We start from the raw sequence: 14,971 nt of genomic DNA on the forward strand, positions 1-14,971 counted from the left end.
AGATTTTACTTCACAGGTGAACGTTTCAGAATGACAAAGTCGGCAGAGGACTGCTCGGGATATCGCTGGCGAATGATCTCATGTACTTTGAATTCGGGATAGTCAAACAGATAATGGAACACATTCCGATCTTGTATGGTTTGCACACCGGAATTCCCTTTCTCCTTCAGCCTTGTATAGAGAACGACCCATTGGGTTGAGGTATGGAGAACATCGTTAAGAGTAGCCCGGAAGTCTGTCTCATCCGTAATATGATACAACACATCCAGACACACCGTTAGATCGGCTTGGAGAAAACCGCGGTTGACCCATAGGCCGGGTGTGTAGACCATGAAGCTTTTGGATGGGTCGCTGGCATATAACGACACACAGTGTTTTACGGATGAAGCTGCCACATCCATACCCAGATACTCGCCATAGTTCATATATTTCAACTGGTTCCCATCTCCGCAGCCAAATTCGATAACCCGATGAATGCCCTCACGCTGGATTAACGCGTTAACAACCTCGGCTTTGAATTCGGCCAACACGCCATAGGAACCTCTGCCGGATGTTTCACCCGAAGAATAAGTTTGCTCCCAGTAGTTGATGTAATCAAATGACTGATTCACACAGATTTCCTCCGATTCTGAAAAATGATGTTGTACCTGAATATATCCTTATATTCAGGTTATGCGCCGTTCGTATCATTATGAATTGGACTCCGCTAAATGAAACAGTAGTATGAATTTCCATATAATCACCTGAAATTTTCCTGAAAGTCTAAACATCTGGAAAGTTCCTGCCGACAATATATAGTAGGAAAAAATTGACGATTATCGGAGGGAAATGATGTTAAAGCCAAGATTGACCAAGTACATGGTGATGATGCTGGTGTTGATGCTGAGTATTTCCAACGTAGGCTTGGCTGCTGCGGCAGAGAAAGAACTGTCTAAAATTGTGGTTTCCAAGAATGAAATGTCGCTCGAAGTTGGCGAATCAGGATCAGTGACTATAACGGGGGTATACTCAGATAATACCTCGGCAAACGTTACAATAAGCTCTTCCTGGAGTAGCAGTAATACTTCAATAGCAACTGCATATAACGGTTCAATTACGGCGAAGCAAGAAGGTACAGCAACGCTGACGGCAACGTACAAAGGGCTCACTCAGGACATTCAGGTTAAAGTAACGAAGAAGGTCAAAGCCCTTACGAAAAATGTACAAAGCTTGGATTTACGCAAAGGAGAAGCGAAGGACATTGCCTTGACCGCTACCTATAGCGACAACTCCACCAACGCAGAAGCAGCAGACACGGCTGTATGGACAACCAGTGATGAGAAGGTTGCTACCGTAGTAAACGGTAAAGTAACAGGTCAAAGCGCAGGTACGGCATTGATCACGGCGAAACTGGGTAGCCAGAGTATTACGGTAGATGTGAATGTTGAAGTTGTTAAACGTGTGGATGTGGACAAGAGTCAGGTTACTCTGCTTCTTAAACAGAAGGAAAGTGTGAAATTAACAGCCACTTATCCCGATGGAACGACCAAAGATGTAACCGATCTTGCAGAGTGGACGTCGAGTAACGAAAAGATTGCAGATGTGCTGAAAGGCAGTATTACAGGTTATTCGGCAGGTTCTGCCAAAATTACAGGTAAATACGGCACGAAGTCGGTATCTGTAGACGTTGATGTGGATCTCACCAGCAAGCTTAGCGTGGGGAAACAGAGTATTTTCTTCCGTTTAAGTGAGACCAATAAAACGGCTACTGTTGAAGTTACGGCTTCGTATCCTAACAGCAGTGATGTGAATGTAACGGATCAGGCGACATGGACGTCAAGCAATGATAAAGTTGCAACAGTGTTCAAAGGCCAAATTACAGCAGTAAGTGCAGGATCAACAACGATCAAGGCCGCGTATAGTGGCAAAACGGTAGAGATCGCCGTGGATGTGGATACAGCAAGATATCTGGATATCAAAGATGTGAACGATAAACTGGCTATGAGTGTTACCGGTAACAACAGAACGAAAAAGCTGACAGCAAACGCCGAATATATTGATGCAAGCAAGGAAGATGTAACGTCCAAAGCAACGTGGACTTCCAGCAATGCAGATATTGTATATGTATCTGGCGGTGAACTGATCGCTTACAAATCGGGTACAGCTACCATTACCGCAGCCTATGGCGGTAAAACGGTTAAATTCACGGTGAACGTAGATGTTCCGGACAAGTATGAGATGGACAAAAAGAAAGCAACCGTTGCTGTTGGCGGAACCACGTCTGCCAAAGTGCTTGCGGTGTATGGCGAAACGTCCAAGGACGTATCCGACAATGCAACATGGAGCAGCAGCAGCGAGAAAATCGCTGAGATTGATAGCAAAGGGATTATTACGGGGGTAGCGATAGGTAAAGCGACCATTACAGCCAAGATCGAAGGCAAAACGCTGACACTCCCTGTAGAAGTCGGTATGGCGAGCGGCCTGGAGGCGGATGTGAACTTTGTCGTGCTGTCGGCAAAAGAAACACAATCCATTATCCTGACAGGCACGGATGGGGAAGGTAATACCAAGGACGTCACAGCTGATGCAACTTGGAAATCCAGCAATGCCCGTGTAGCTGATGTGAAAAAAGGCGTAATCACAGGAAATAGCAGTGGTAAAGTGAATATCACAGCCGAATACGGCTCGCAGAAAATCACGATTCAGGTTGAAGTTGATGTGATTTCACGGATTGAAGCATCCGAACCGGATCTTTCCCTGAAATCAGGAGAAACGGTTGATCTGAAGGTAACAGCTATCTTGAGTGATGGTAGTGAGCGGGATGTTACGGACAAAGCCGAATGGAAATCAAATAGTTACAAAGTGGCTCAAGTGACCAAAGGCAAAGTGAAAGCACTCAGCTCAGGTAAAGCAAGAATCACAGCAAAATACGGCAGCAAAACAGTTACGATTGCTCTGGATGTCGATACACTGAAGTACTTACAGACAGATAAAGTGACCTTGACTATGAAAGCGGGAGATAAGGCAACCGTTGTAGCTACGGCAACCTATTTGGATGGCAGTGAGGCGAATGTATCCAAACCGGCTCTCTGGACATCGTCCCGTATTGCAACAGCTTCCGTAAAAGATGGTATCATTCAGGCGAATGGTAAAGGTAAAGCAACCATCACGGTCTCCTATGCAGGAGTAAGAACCAAGGTTACCGTAGTCGTTGAAGCGAAGTAATCCTGTCTTTTGAAGCCGGGACTATGAATCAAAAATAGTACATGTCAAAAAGGTGATGTCAGCATTCAAGCTGATATCACCTTTTTAAGTTATATCCTGATGTAATCGTATATCGCTTCCATAGAAGTGATCGCATATCGCTTTCATATTCAAGTAAGCCAGTAGGTCGAGTAAGCGAACTCATCCCGTCACATCGTATGTGACAGTACCAATGCACCATAGGCAAAAGCAATAAGGATCAGAATAGCTGGGTGCAGCTTGGTTTTGGTCATGACCCAGAGGGAGATCCCCGCAATGACGAGCGTCTGCCAGATTCCGATCGAGCCCGTGGATACTTGACCGAATTCCCAAGTGAGCAGAATCATAAGTACAGCGATTACCGGCTGCACAAGCAGGGTCATGCCTTTGACTTTAGGTGAAGTCCGGTGTTTGTTCAATAAACGAATTAACAGAATGAGTGCAGTTGCCGACGGTACAATAGTAGCCACACTGGCGATTAACGCACCAAACCAACCGGCGACGTGATATCCGACAAATGCAGCAATTTTGGTGGCAATCGGGCCCGGGAGCGCATTGCCTATTGCCAGGACGTCACCAAACTGTTCGGTAGTCATCCAGTGGTAGTGATTCACAATCTCTTCCTGCATCAATGGAATGGAAGCGGGGCCGCCTCCATATCCCAAGATATTCGCTACGAAAAATCCCCAAAATAATTCCCACCATGTCTGAAGCATCCTACGATACCTCCTTGTCGGAGTTACCTTTGGATTTTAAACGCTGTACGAGACCAAAATGGAAGAAGCCATAGACCAGGAACACTGTAATCACCAGCCCCGGATGAATGTTTAACAGCTGCAATGCCGCAAAGGCAATCACACCGAATAACATGGCAAACCACTTACCCAGCCCTTTCCAGGCTTTCATTGCAAATTCATAGGCCATCATGCCAAGCATTACAAAAATGACAGGCCGCACGGCAGCTACCATGCCTGCAACTATTTTGGATTCACGCAGGGCGTACATCGAACCGAGCAGAGCAATAATGGCAATGCTTGTCGGCAAAATATGAGCGATTACGGACACAATAGCGCCCAGCACACCTTTCGTTTTATACCCGAGATAAGCAGCCATCTTGGTTGCAATGGGCCCCGGCAGAGCGTTGGCAATCGCCAGAATCTCGCCAAATTCATCATCACTGACCCACTTGTAACGGGTGACAGCCTCATAACGGATTAGCGGAATAACCGAAGGGCCGCCGCCATATCCCAAAATTCCGGTTCGTACCATACCGACCACGAGACCGTTGTAATCTTTCCAACTCATGCTGATATCCTCCTAGAGTCTCATGCCCATACGGCTTTTATAACGTTTCAAGAGCAATTGTGATTCTACCTTGACGATGCCTGGCATCTTGTAGAGCTTCTCCAGCAGAAATTGCTCCATCTCTTCCATATCTGCAAAAATGCCGTGCATATGCAGGGTACTTGGGCCGGTCATATGATAAAGGCTGGTCACGGCTGGCTCTTCGTCCAGCATCTCCGCAACTTCGTCCAGAAAGCGCGGCTCGACATCGACATTAAAAAAGGCAGAGACCTGTAGCCCAACCTTGCCGGGGTTAATGACAACGGTAAAACGTTCGATGATTCCTTTTTCCGATAATGCATTGATGCGAGCCTGGACGGCTACGCGTGATAATCCGATCTGTGTTCCGAGGTCTGTATAAGAAATTCGACTGTTCTCATGCAAGGCAGCGATGATTTTGCGATCCATCTCGTCCAGATTGTACATTTGTGGAATCTCTCCGCCTTTGGAGGAACGTTTCTGTGACATGTTTGAACCATCCTTTACGTTTTCCTGTATGCAGTATCATTGCAGCATTCATAGTTTAATGACGAAACGTAACCACAGTCAACTGATTTTATTGTAATTGTTGAAAATATATGATGGGATGCCTTCATTTTGTCGGATTGATGAGAAAAAAACTGCTCGCTATCTGCGGGCAGTCGGCAATTCATCTTTGGCATAAGTATGTCATGAATCTGTTAGAGATTCACTGTCTTAGGTAACAGAAGCGTAACGGTTGTTCCTTCGCCGGGTTCCGATGATACACGTAACGTACCCCCTGCACCGCGTGCGCGTTCCTCCATGCTGAACAATCCAACACCATTCCCAGCAGTACCTTCATTAAATCCAGTACCGTGGTCTTCGATAACCACGAGCGTGAGCTCTTCCGTATCTTCTACGGTTACTCGTGCCTCGGCAACGTCAGCGTATTTGGCCACATTGGTTAAGGCTTCCTGGATAATTCGATAGATGGCGATTTCCCGGTTCATCTCCAGCCGTTTGCGCAAATTGCACTCCAGAGTAACTTCAATGCCGTAATGACGGTTATAGTTCTCGATATAGGTTCGAATCGCAGGAACGACGCCCAGATCATCCAACACAGAAGGACGCAGTTCCCAAGCCATGCCCCGTACATCCTCCATAATACCGGTAACTTGTTTCCGTAGTTCCTCCACACCGGGGTTCGCTTGATCTGCGAGCAGACGATCCATCTGAATCACAAGAGAGAACAGGCTTTGTCCAATCCCGTCATGGAGTTCACGAGAGATGCGGCGACGTTCTTCTTCCTGAATGTTCATCACTTGCGACATCATCTGCTGTAGCTCGCCTTCAACTCGTTTCAGCTTGGTAACCTCACTGCGCACAGCCAAATACTGATAAGGCTCTCCGTCATTATCCAAAAACGGAACGATGGTGGTGTTCACCCAGTAATGACTGCCATCTTTCGCACGATTCCGTATCTCGCCATTCCATACTTTGCCTGAAGAAATCGTGTCCCATAACGTCTTCATAAAGGCTTTGCCATGATACCCTGAATTGATAATCCGGTGATCCTGATCAATCAGCTCTTCGCGACTATACTGTGAAATCTCGCAAAATTTATCGTTCACGTATTGGATCTTACCCAAGCGATTCGTCAGCGCTACGATGGAGGATTCATCAAGGGCAAACTTCAGATCGCTGAGTTGATGCAGTGAACCCTTCAGTTTGCTTCGGAACTCGTTGTCGGAGATGTGCTGGTCAATCTCGCTGAGCAGTAGCTGAACCGGTTGATCGGCCAATCCGCTGAGTCTGTTTTTGCGTGGCTTACTCAAAGTTCAACAACCCCTTTTTCATCGCGAACTTCACCAGTTCCGGTCTGGTACGCAGTCCAAGCTTCTCCATCAGATTGCTTTTGTGGGACTCCACGGTTTTTACACTGATGACCAGATGCTCGGCAATTTCCTTATTGGCATATCCCTTGGCAATCCAGGACAATATCTCTTTCTCCCGTTCCGAAAGGGTGTCATACGGCCCGGCATTTTCTTGTTTGGCTTTGTCCAGGTATTCGCTCATTAATCGTTTGGTTGCACTTGGATAGAGGTAGGCACTCCCGTCTGCTACAGAACGAATAGCGGCTAGCAATTCTTCATGTGGTGCACTCTTGAGGATGTACCCTGAAGCTCCCGCATGGATTGCACGGAACAGATATTCCTCATCATCATGCATCGTTAGAATTAAAATGGTGATATCCGGCATTAACTTTTTCAACTCCGCTGTAGCGGTCAGTCCATCCTTGCCCGGTGGCATGCTGAAATCCATCAGAACGACATCCGGTTTCAGCTCCTGTGCTTTGGCGATAGCCTCGTCGCCGTCCGCTGCATCTCCAACAATATGTATATCGTTCTTTCCTTCAAGCAAGGCAATGAGCCCCGAGCGCACAACCACATGGTCGTCCACAACTAATAGTCGAATCACTTTCGTTTCCCCCTGTCCGTTTCCTTCATCTATCTCTATCATACCAAAAAAGAGACTTCTCAGAGTGTAATATCCGAAAAGTCTCCTATTCCTTGTAAAGATCATTGAAGGTACATAGACGATAAAAGGGAGATGGAGCATGGCTTACGAGGTGCAGACATGCTCCGCGCTCTGATCCTGCTCATGCATATTGTTCCAATTGTCTGGCTGTTTGTTCGGTTTGCATCACCATCTCGGGGGAAAACGTGCGCGGGGTTCTGCTCCCCACAAGCAATACACCGCTTGGCAGACTGCCTTCGCTGAACATCGGTACAGCTATAGCACATACAAGTCGTTCAGCGAGCATAAGCGGGCAGCGCTCCGGGGTGTATTCTCCACGGGACTGCGCATCCAGCATGACCGTGCGTCCGGTTCTGAGCGCTGTGCCTACCAGATCTTGTCCAGGGCGCATAGTCATCCGTTTCACACGTTCATTGGTTGCCCCGGAGGTATATTTCCAGCGCAGCATCGATTCAGACACACAGGCCATTCCGCAAAAATCGCCGGCGGTGCTCTGACACAGGCCGCTCATCATCTCCTGAACGGCAGATGAGATTTCATCATGCATGAGGGACACTTCCTTTTTCTCGAATCATATAGACGATTAACTCGTCACTCATTACGTTTCCTTATTATCATGGTCATTCTTTGTTGTCACAACATATGGGTAACCTTGAACTCAAGGCTCGTTGGATGGAAAAAGAGATTACAATCAGGTTATTACGATGTTAGTTCTATTGTAGACTGTTTCGAGGGCCTTGTAATTCAGGGAAAACCCCTATTTCACTTCTGGAAAATGCTGAACGTGGGTGCTGGATCGCTCGGGGAATGCAATATACGAAAGAAACAGCCGGCAACATTAGCCGACTGTCATGATTGAATGTGTGTTTTTGAATGAGTTTTTGAATGAGTTTATATTAGGATGACTCTCCTACAGATCAGAAAATGTACACGTTTCTACTTTTCTACATTGTAAATGTGCTTAGTAACGCCGGCCATACAGCGATATGCTCACGGCAAGAGGGACATGTTGTTTTCCCAGCCAGATAAGGCAGATGTGCCGTAAGTTTCTGCTCTCCAATCCTTGCTGCCCGTTCTGCTAAAGTTTGTGTTTCCTCATCTGTTAATGAAGGAGCGGGAATGATAGCCTGAGCCTGCTGATCAGGTTGAAAAACAGGATCTTGTTCATAGGCATGAAGGGGAACGTTATGGTGTTCATCAGGCCATATATACACTTCACTTTTACAGTCTGGGCACTCGGCTACATACTCATCCCCTTCCGTAAATGTCATCAGCATATTCGCAACGATATAGGATTCGCGGAATGCGGCATCGGCAATGAGGATGTATCGTTTCTCCATATCATCTGTGGTTGCCTCAGCAGCATCAGTCAGTACTTGCTCCGTCAGAGATCTGAGCTGATCAATAGCTTCTACATAATCATTGTACATCTGTGTACAGAATGAACTGCCTACGGCATCAGCCAATTCAACCCAGGATGGTGGATAGGGCGTCTGGTGCTGCTCCTCGCGGTTTGCTTCTATCACACCGCAGTTGATAAACAGTTCCTTGCGCACTGCTGCATCGGATGTCATGCATGCGAGACGTGACAGAAAAGGCATGACGGCGTACGTAGCCGTATAGATCGTATTTTGATGAAACAGATATTCCTGAAACAGTTCGTCAAAAACCTCTTGGCTGAATTGCTGCTGTAGTTGTTGCAATAAGCGGGGTGCATTTTCTGCTGACCCGTAGGGACCTGATAGTTTTACCCAAAGATTACTATCCAGCGATAACATATGTATTCCTCCTGTTCTGGAGATGCATAAGATTGAAGATTTATAAAATGGAATATTCACAATATTGAAGACTCATTGGTGTTTAACTGTATGCTAGCACTAACGTAAAAGATTGACAATTTAAGATCGGATCACTCGCAAACGAGGCCTTTATTGGGGATGTGTGACTTTTCTCACAGCGAATTGGGGGAGTTTCCCGCCAAAGATCAGGTAATCCCCTGATAACCTTTCTGACCCTTTCACGATATGATGTAATCATAAGGAATTACCGAGGGGGACGAAAATGATGGGTACAGTATTTGTGGAAAGAATCACCCAAAAAGTAGAGCGGACACAGACGGAGGCGGGCAAAATGACACAGAGAACGGGTGGTATTCTGTCGTTTGTCACACCGGATCAATGGAGTCTGATTGAAGAGAAAATGCAGCCTAAAAAGGTGAAGGCGGGATACAGTCTCTTTTTGGAAGGTGATGAAGCCGGATATCTGTACTACATTCGCTCGGGACGTGTGAAGCTGACCAAATCGACGGAGGATGGCAAAGAGATTATTCTGTCGATTCAGCAAAGAGGGGACTTGATCGGTGAGTTTGGCGGCATTGGCGGATTGAATCACAGTTACAGTGCAGAGATGGCGGAAAAAGGGGAACTGGCTATCATCTCGCTGACAGATCTCGAAAGTGTGATCAGCAAAAACGGGGAACTTGCGCTTAAATTTCTGCAATGGATGGCACTTGCACAGCGGATTACCCAGTCGAGATTCCGAGACTTGTTGTTATACGGCAAAGCAGGCGCACTTGCTTCGACACTGATCCGTGCCAGCAACACGTATGGCAAGATTGTTCCAGATGGTATCGTGCTGGAGATGAAGCTGAATCACACCGAACTCGCTGAGATGATTGGCGCGACTCGGGAAAGTGTTACCCGTATGCTTGGAGCATGGAAAGAACAAGGTACACTGGACATGATGGACGGTAAATTAATGATCCGGGACATGGCCGCGCTCCGCTGCATGTGTGGATGCCCTTCGTTCCCGAGTTGCCCGAAAGAGCTGTGCCGTCTGTAGGAGATGTTGCAGCAGACTTTAAATAGCGAATCAAGCAATAATATGAGCTGTAAAGCATTAATGTGAGCGTTAAAGCATGAATATCGATTATTGTGGCATACCACTTACACCATAAACAGGATGTTGTGTCATTTACACTGGCGATTGGGGTCGTAAACGGGAGATGGCGAAGTGGTGAGTATAGTGGGCGAGATAGCCAAAGTAGTGAAGAGCTAGAGAAATAAATACAGACTGCACATGAGGGAATTGGGGAGAACCGAGAGAAACTTGAGAGTGAAGCAAGAGAAACCTGGAGTATCGAGGGGAACCCGTGGAGTAATAGAGCGTGCGGAAAATCATGGGGTGGAGAACGTAATGAGTCACGTGAACGGTGTACGGAGTAGGTAGAGCGAGACGGATAACTAGAGAGAACGTACGGTGGGGAGAACTACGATCGGAACGGGATGAAATGGAATTGAACGGAACAGTAAAAAGGACGAAGCAGCACCGGCTGTTTCGTCTTTTTGCTGTGACCACAACCAACCAACCAACCAACCAACCACTTTACTCGTCTGGTCACGGCTAACGATCTCAGATGACCCTATTTTATGTATTTTAGCCCATTAGAAAATCTAACGATCAGGAGAGACGCTATTTCTCGAAATTCACTGGTAAATGCAGCTTTATTGCGGTTTTTTGGTGAAATAGCGTCGCTGGAGATCGTTAGAATTCTAAACGGCTGAAAAACACCTAAATAAGGCTTCTGGTGATCGTTAGAAATTTTGGCTACTGCTTGCGTACCTTGTTCGGCCCACTAACATGTCAATCCAACATACCTAAATATGCAACGGCACATCATCATCCCCACGCACCCGATCGCATCGCAGTAGCTAACAGCGCATCATCCCCACGCACCCGATCGCATCGCAGTAGATTACAGCACGTCATCCCCACGCACCATCGCATCGCACTTCATCAGCACATCATCACGAAACCAATCGCCCGCTGTGCATTACAACACACCACCACATAACCGAGCTTGTCGCATCACTCCTCATGTCATCGCATCACAAGGTGTGTAGTCCCGACACGCAGTACCCCGTTTCCCCTACAAAAGTTATTTACTCTAACTCCCGATCCAACATGGAGTAGAGTGCCGAGTCATGATAAGCCCCTTTATAGAACCAGTGCTCCCGCAGCAGACCTTCACGCTGCATCCCGATTTGCTGCATGACACGCTCAGACGCAAGGTTTTCTGGTCGGCAGTTGGCATAGATCCGATGAATGCCAAGTTCCCTGAATCCAAAATGAAGCAGTGCGCGGCAGGCTTCGGTTACATATCCATTTCCCTGATAGGCGGGATGCAGGACGTAGCCGATCTCAGCATTGGTCTGATCCACAAGGTGCAGCCCTGCGCCGCCGATGAGCAGGGCTTCTCTTTTCAAAACAATCGCAAGTTCATATCCTTCTCTCGGCTCAGCCAGCTGCATACCAATCACATCCTGTACATAGGCCTGGGTATCTTCTTCCGTGTTTGGCCCCCATGCGGTATGTTCCGTGATTTCGGGCATCGAAGTATACGTATGGATATGCGGCCAGTCACTTTCTACAATCTCACGGATAAGTAATCTTTCGGTTTCAAGCTGCATGTGTATACGCTCCTTTGCTCGCTTTCAGGTTCTTCATCCTACTCAGAGTGCGTCACTCATCTCCTACTGAATGAATACTGCATATTATTGCATCCTATTGTACCGCACCGTATACACGCAAAAAAACCCACGACCGAATTCAAAAGTATGAATTCCTCGCAGGCAGTTATGTGTCCAACTGTAACTTGTATGTTATTTCAGTTCGTAAATAGCAACTTTGCAGATTACTCTTGCAGATTACTCTTGCCGATCATTGCAGAAGTAAACTTGAAGATGACCGTGTTAACAACTGTGTTACTGTGGCTGCTTGCATGTCGTTGCAGGATAGGTGTAGGCCAGCTTGCGGATGATTTCCTTTTGCCATCTCATGTCACCCAGGTTAATCGCCAGGTTCAGAAGATCCAAATAATCGTCAAGCTGCAGGACAGCCTTTTGCAGAGTTGTGTTCATTCGATGTTCGTTCCCCTTTATCTATATAGTCGTAAGCGTTGATTGCCGTAGTTAGATCAGATCGGACATGTAACAAGTTCAATAATGATAATCATTATCACATATACTCACATTATGCATCGAACGCGGGTAAAATGCAATCCCTAACCGTGTTGAAACGCAACTTATTCACCGAATTCCCGGTGTATTTCATCATAAGGCTATAACAAATAGCCCGAGAATAGCTCGAATACAAATTCGAATTCAGAAATATTTTTCAAAAATTTTACAAAAACAAAGAGGAATTCATCATGTGAAGCTTTAAATTAAAAAAGGGACAAGCTTGATTGAAGCAAACAAACAAGCCACCTGAAGGAAACACAGGTGAACAGACAGCAAACGATATGAAGGAGGAGAAAGGGTATATGAAAAAGGCGTTAAGGCAGCACTGGATCGGGGCATTCCTGGTCTTTATCATGATGGCAGCAACGTTACTCGCACCGGGGGTTCAGGCTCCGGTTCAAGCAGCAGCACCACTTACCGTATCACAAGCCATTGCTGCCCAGAGCAGTGGAGGCACGGCAACCGTTGAAGGTTATGTTGTGGGACATGCGACCGGGTCACTGACGGCCAAGTTCACCTCCCCGTATGCCAATGATTTTAATGTGCTGATCGCAGATTCGGCATCCGAGCGCTCGAACGCCAAACTGCTGGATGTGCAGGTATCTTCTTCATTTCGTACGCAATACGGACTGGCTTCGAACCCTGGTCTGGTAGGTAAAAAAATTATCGTAACGGGAACACTTGGCGCGTATAACAGCTATGCCGGTGTCAAAAATCCAACATCAATCACCCTCTCTACAGGTACCACGAATCCTGACCCAGAGCCAAACCCGAATCCGGGCACACCTCTTCCGGGCGGTAACGGCAAAAAAGTGCTGTTTGATAACACGCATGCTCAGACCGCAGGTGCGGCTGACTGGATTATCGATGGAGCATTTTCAGACTTTGCGAATGGTTTGCGAAACGCAGGCTTTACCGTGGATCAGCTGGAACGCAGCATCCCGTATACATTTGGTGAACAAGCGTACACCTATAACAGATTGAAAGACTATGACGTGTTTGTCATTGGCGAAGCCAACGTGCCATTCAAGGCTACGGAGCAGGCTGCGCTCCTGCAATACGTGCAAAATGGCGGAAGTATCTTCTTCATCTCCGATCACTATAATGCAGACCGAAACAAAAACCGCTGGGATTCCTCCGAAGTATTCAACGGCTACCGCCGCGGTGCTTTCCTGAATCCAGCCAAAGGTATGTCCTCCGCCGAAGCGGAATCCCCGGCGATGCAGGGTGTGATCAGCTCGGACTGGCTCGGAAGCAACTTCGGTGTTCGTTTCCGCTATAACGCGCTGGGTGATGTGAACGCCACAGATATCGTAGCACCGTCACAGGCTTTTGGTATCACGACAGGTGTACAAGCTGTAGCGATGCACGCCGGATCAACGATTGCCATTATGGACCCGAACAAAGCCAAAGGCTTGGTTTATGTTCCAGCGGGCGTGTCCAAATGGAATAACGCCGTCGATCAAGGCGTATACAATGGCGGTGGACGAGCAGAAGGTGCGTACGCCGCGATTGCCAAAGTGGGCGCAGGGAAGGCCGCATTCATCGGGGATTCTTCTCCAGTCGAAGATGCAACGCCGAAATATTTGCGTGAAGAAAACGGCGCAACCAAAAAGACCTACGATGGTTTCAAAGAAGCGGACGATGCTACATTCCTCGTGAATACGGTGAAATGGCTGGCGGTCAAAGAGAGTTATACCAGCCTGTCCCAAGTGCCGGGTCTGACACTCGATACAGCAACAAGTTTGTTGCCGATGGAGACACCAGCGAACTCTACCGAGCCAAAGGTCGAGCCATGGGCTGCTCCGGCTACAGGATATAAGTGGTATGATCCAACGACATTTAAAGCTGGTTCGTACGGCAAGGCTCAATAAAAGTAAGCTAGATGATCAATCGTCGATATGTTGGAGAATTGTCGCAGAGAAGCCGGGCCGTATTCCCGGCTTCTTTGTGTTTCTCGTTGATTAAGTCTGCATAAATCTTCCCTTTTGTGGGTAAGGTATGGGTACTAATCATGGAGTTGTAGCCTGAGAGCGGATGATTCAAAAAGCAGTCAAGTTTGGACGCAGACGAGTATGAATTCAAGAAGAGGGAGGCGGCACAAGATGAATCAGCATAGAGGACAAGCAGACTGCGACAGTTCCCTGATGCGGCAAAAGTTAAAGGCTGACCTGTATCGCGTAGCCGAGCGAATGAACCTGACATTATCGCGTTTTGACCATGACAGTGTCTGCTTGCTGGGGCAGTTTGCGGAGATTCGTGCCGAGATCAAACACATTGAAGTGCTGGCCTCTTCTTTTTATCTCGACTGTTATCTGTCTCCATTTACCGAGAAGTTTGCAGAACTGACGTCCAGCGTGCAGCATCTGTCCGACCGCAGATATGGAGCGCTGATTGTGATTGAACGGGAGGTACCGCTGGAGCCGATGATTCATTCCGGTGTAGCAGTGGATGCCAAAGTAACCCATGCGTTGCTCGAATCACTCTTCATACCGGGTGCGCCCCTGCATGATGGAGCGGTTCTCATTCGTGGCAACCAGATTGTATCAGCTGGCAATGTGCTGCCTTTATCCCAAGCCGAAGCGCATGAGCGAAAGTTGGGTACACGCCACCGGGCCGCGCTCGGATTAAGCGAGCTGACCGATGCGGTAGTACTGGTTGTCTCGGAAGAGACAGGACAGGCTTCTTTTGCGGTGGACGGGGCTTTGCATCCGATTAATGTGGTCGAAACGCTATCCTAGAATAGTGGGTAGAGCGAGGTGGGTATGAGCGCACGGGCACATGAATTGATCTGACCATGTATCGATATCTAGTTGTTGGAGGGGCTAGCCCGTCACAAGGTGACAGGCGGAGTCTCTTTTTGCTATGGTGAGGGATGTCCCTTT

General features: G+C 47.5%; 14 protein-coding genes. 4 read left to right on the forward strand and 10 right to left on the reverse strand.

The window, feature by feature from the left end; all coding sequences use genetic code 11:
• Positions 1-5: 5 nt before the first annotated feature.
• A complete protein-coding gene (locus ACUTVW_RS15500) occupies positions 6-611 on the reverse strand; it encodes a hypothetical protein (protein ID WP_445646641.1) in 606 nt (201 codons plus the stop codon).
• A 220-nt stretch (positions 612-831) separates the two neighbouring features.
• On the opposite strand from ACUTVW_RS15500, the gene ACUTVW_RS15505 reads away from it, so the two are divergent.
• Positions 832-3,204, forward strand: a complete 2,373-nt coding sequence (locus tag ACUTVW_RS15505; RefSeq protein ID WP_445646642.1) for an Ig-like domain-containing protein — start codon at positions 832-834, stop codon at positions 3,202-3,204.
• A 188-nt stretch (positions 3,205-3,392) separates the two neighbouring features.
• On the opposite strand, the gene ACUTVW_RS15510 is transcribed toward ACUTVW_RS15505, so the two are convergent.
• The 7 genes from ACUTVW_RS15510 to ACUTVW_RS15540 form a co-directional block, all read right to left on the reverse strand.
• Positions 3,393-3,938, reverse strand: coding sequence for a chromate transporter (locus ACUTVW_RS15510; RefSeq protein WP_445646643.1), 546 nt, complete (start codon positions 3,936-3,938; stop codon positions 3,393-3,395).
• 1 nt (position 3,939) lies between these two features.
• On the reverse strand, positions 3,940-4,527 hold the full coding sequence (locus tag ACUTVW_RS15515; RefSeq protein WP_445646644.1) for a chromate transporter: 588 nt from the start codon (positions 4,525-4,527) through the stop codon (positions 3,940-3,942).
• Between the two features lie 12 nt (positions 4,528-4,539).
• Positions 4,540-5,034: an Lrp/AsnC family transcriptional regulator gene (locus ACUTVW_RS15520; RefSeq protein WP_445646645.1), complete on the reverse strand. Its 495-nt coding sequence runs from the start codon at positions 5,032-5,034 to the stop codon at positions 4,540-4,542.
• 212 nt (positions 5,035-5,246) lie between these two features.
• Positions 5,247-6,362: a PAS domain-containing sensor histidine kinase gene (locus ACUTVW_RS15525; RefSeq protein WP_434748366.1), complete on the reverse strand. Its 1,116-nt coding sequence runs from the start codon at positions 6,360-6,362 to the stop codon at positions 5,247-5,249.
• On the reverse strand, positions 6,355-7,005 hold the full coding sequence (locus ACUTVW_RS15530; protein ID WP_434748365.1) for a response regulator: 651 nt from the start codon (positions 7,003-7,005) through the stop codon (positions 6,355-6,357). The genes ACUTVW_RS15525 and ACUTVW_RS15530 overlap by 8 nt, the downstream gene beginning before the upstream one ends.
• 181 nt (positions 7,006-7,186) lie before the next feature.
• Positions 7,187-7,612: a GAF domain-containing protein gene (locus ACUTVW_RS15535; RefSeq protein ID WP_445646646.1), complete on the reverse strand. Its 426-nt coding sequence runs from the start codon at positions 7,610-7,612 to the stop codon at positions 7,187-7,189.
• A 397-nt stretch (positions 7,613-8,009) separates the two neighbouring features.
• Positions 8,010-8,843: a hypothetical protein gene (locus tag ACUTVW_RS15540; RefSeq protein ID WP_445646647.1), complete on the reverse strand. Its 834-nt coding sequence runs from the start codon at positions 8,841-8,843 to the stop codon at positions 8,010-8,012.
• A 283-nt stretch (positions 8,844-9,126) separates the two neighbouring features.
• Between ACUTVW_RS15540 and ACUTVW_RS15545 the strand changes: the two genes are divergently transcribed.
• On the forward strand, positions 9,127-9,906 hold the full coding sequence (locus ACUTVW_RS15545; protein ID WP_445646648.1) for a Crp/Fnr family transcriptional regulator: 780 nt from the start codon (positions 9,127-9,129) through the stop codon (positions 9,904-9,906).
• A 1,100-nt stretch (positions 9,907-11,006) separates the two neighbouring features.
• On the opposite strand, the gene ACUTVW_RS15550 is transcribed toward ACUTVW_RS15545, so the two are convergent.
• Together ACUTVW_RS15550 and ACUTVW_RS15555 are read right to left on the reverse strand one after the other, a co-directional pair.
• Positions 11,007-11,534 carry a GNAT family N-acetyltransferase gene (locus ACUTVW_RS15550; protein WP_445646649.1) on the reverse strand — a complete coding sequence of 176 codons (528 nt, stop codon included), beginning with the start codon at positions 11,532-11,534 and terminating at the stop codon, positions 11,007-11,009.
• A 294-nt stretch (positions 11,535-11,828) separates the two neighbouring features.
• Positions 11,829-11,984, reverse strand: a complete 156-nt coding sequence (locus ACUTVW_RS15555) for a hypothetical protein (RefSeq protein WP_434748360.1) — start codon at positions 11,982-11,984, stop codon at positions 11,829-11,831.
• Positions 11,985-12,388: 404 nt separating this feature from the next.
• Between ACUTVW_RS15555 and ACUTVW_RS15560 the strand changes: the two genes are divergently transcribed.
• Positions 12,389-13,960: a DUF6359 domain-containing protein gene (locus ACUTVW_RS15560; protein WP_445646650.1), complete on the forward strand. Its 1,572-nt coding sequence runs from the start codon at positions 12,389-12,391 to the stop codon at positions 13,958-13,960.
• Between the two features lie 231 nt (positions 13,961-14,191).
• Complete coding sequence (gene cdaS, locus ACUTVW_RS15565; RefSeq protein WP_445646651.1) at positions 14,192-14,827, forward strand: sporulation-specific diadenylate cyclase CdaS; 636 nt, start codon at positions 14,192-14,194, stop codon at positions 14,825-14,827.
• Positions 14,828-14,971 lie beyond the last annotated feature (144 nt).

The sequence above is a fragment of the Paenibacillus sp. TSA_86.1 genome (assembly GCF_052691815.1).

Bases quoted from the DNA above. Each gene is read 5' to 3' on its own strand.
- ACUTVW_RS15515 (WP_445646644.1), bottom strand. From the start codon at position 4,527: ATGAGTTGGAAAGATTACAACGGTCTCGTGGTCGGTATGGTACGAACC.
- ACUTVW_RS15535 (WP_445646646.1), bottom strand. From the start codon at position 7,612: ATGCATGATGAAATCTCATCTGCCGTTCAGGAGATGATGAGCGGCCTG.
- ACUTVW_RS15520 (WP_445646645.1), bottom strand. From the start codon at position 5,034: ATGTCACAGAAACGTTCCTCCAAAGGCGGAGAGATTCCACAAATGTAC.
- ACUTVW_RS15505 (WP_445646642.1), top strand. From the start codon at position 832: ATGTTAAAGCCAAGATTGACCAAGTACATGGTGATGATGCTGGTGTTG.
- ACUTVW_RS15560 (WP_445646650.1), top strand. From the start codon at position 12,389: ATGAAAAAGGCGTTAAGGCAGCACTGGATCGGGGCATTCCTGGTCTTT.
- ACUTVW_RS15540 (WP_445646647.1), bottom strand. From the start codon at position 8,843: ATGTTATCGCTGGATAGTAATCTTTGGGTAAAACTATCAGGTCCCTAC.
- ACUTVW_RS15555 (WP_434748360.1), bottom strand. From the start codon at position 11,984: ATGAACACAACTCTGCAAAAGGCTGTCCTGCAGCTTGACGATTATTTG.
- ACUTVW_RS15510 (WP_445646643.1), bottom strand. From the start codon at position 3,938: ATGCTTCAGACATGGTGGGAATTATTTTGGGGATTTTTCGTAGCGAAT.
- ACUTVW_RS15550 (WP_445646649.1), bottom strand. From the start codon at position 11,534: ATGCAGCTTGAAACCGAAAGATTACTTATCCGTGAGATTGTAGAAAGT.
- ACUTVW_RS15545 (WP_445646648.1), top strand. From the start codon at position 9,127: ATGATGGGTACAGTATTTGTGGAAAGAATCACCCAAAAAGTAGAGCGG.
- cdaS (WP_445646651.1), top strand. From the start codon at position 14,192: ATGAATCAGCATAGAGGACAAGCAGACTGCGACAGTTCCCTGATGCGG.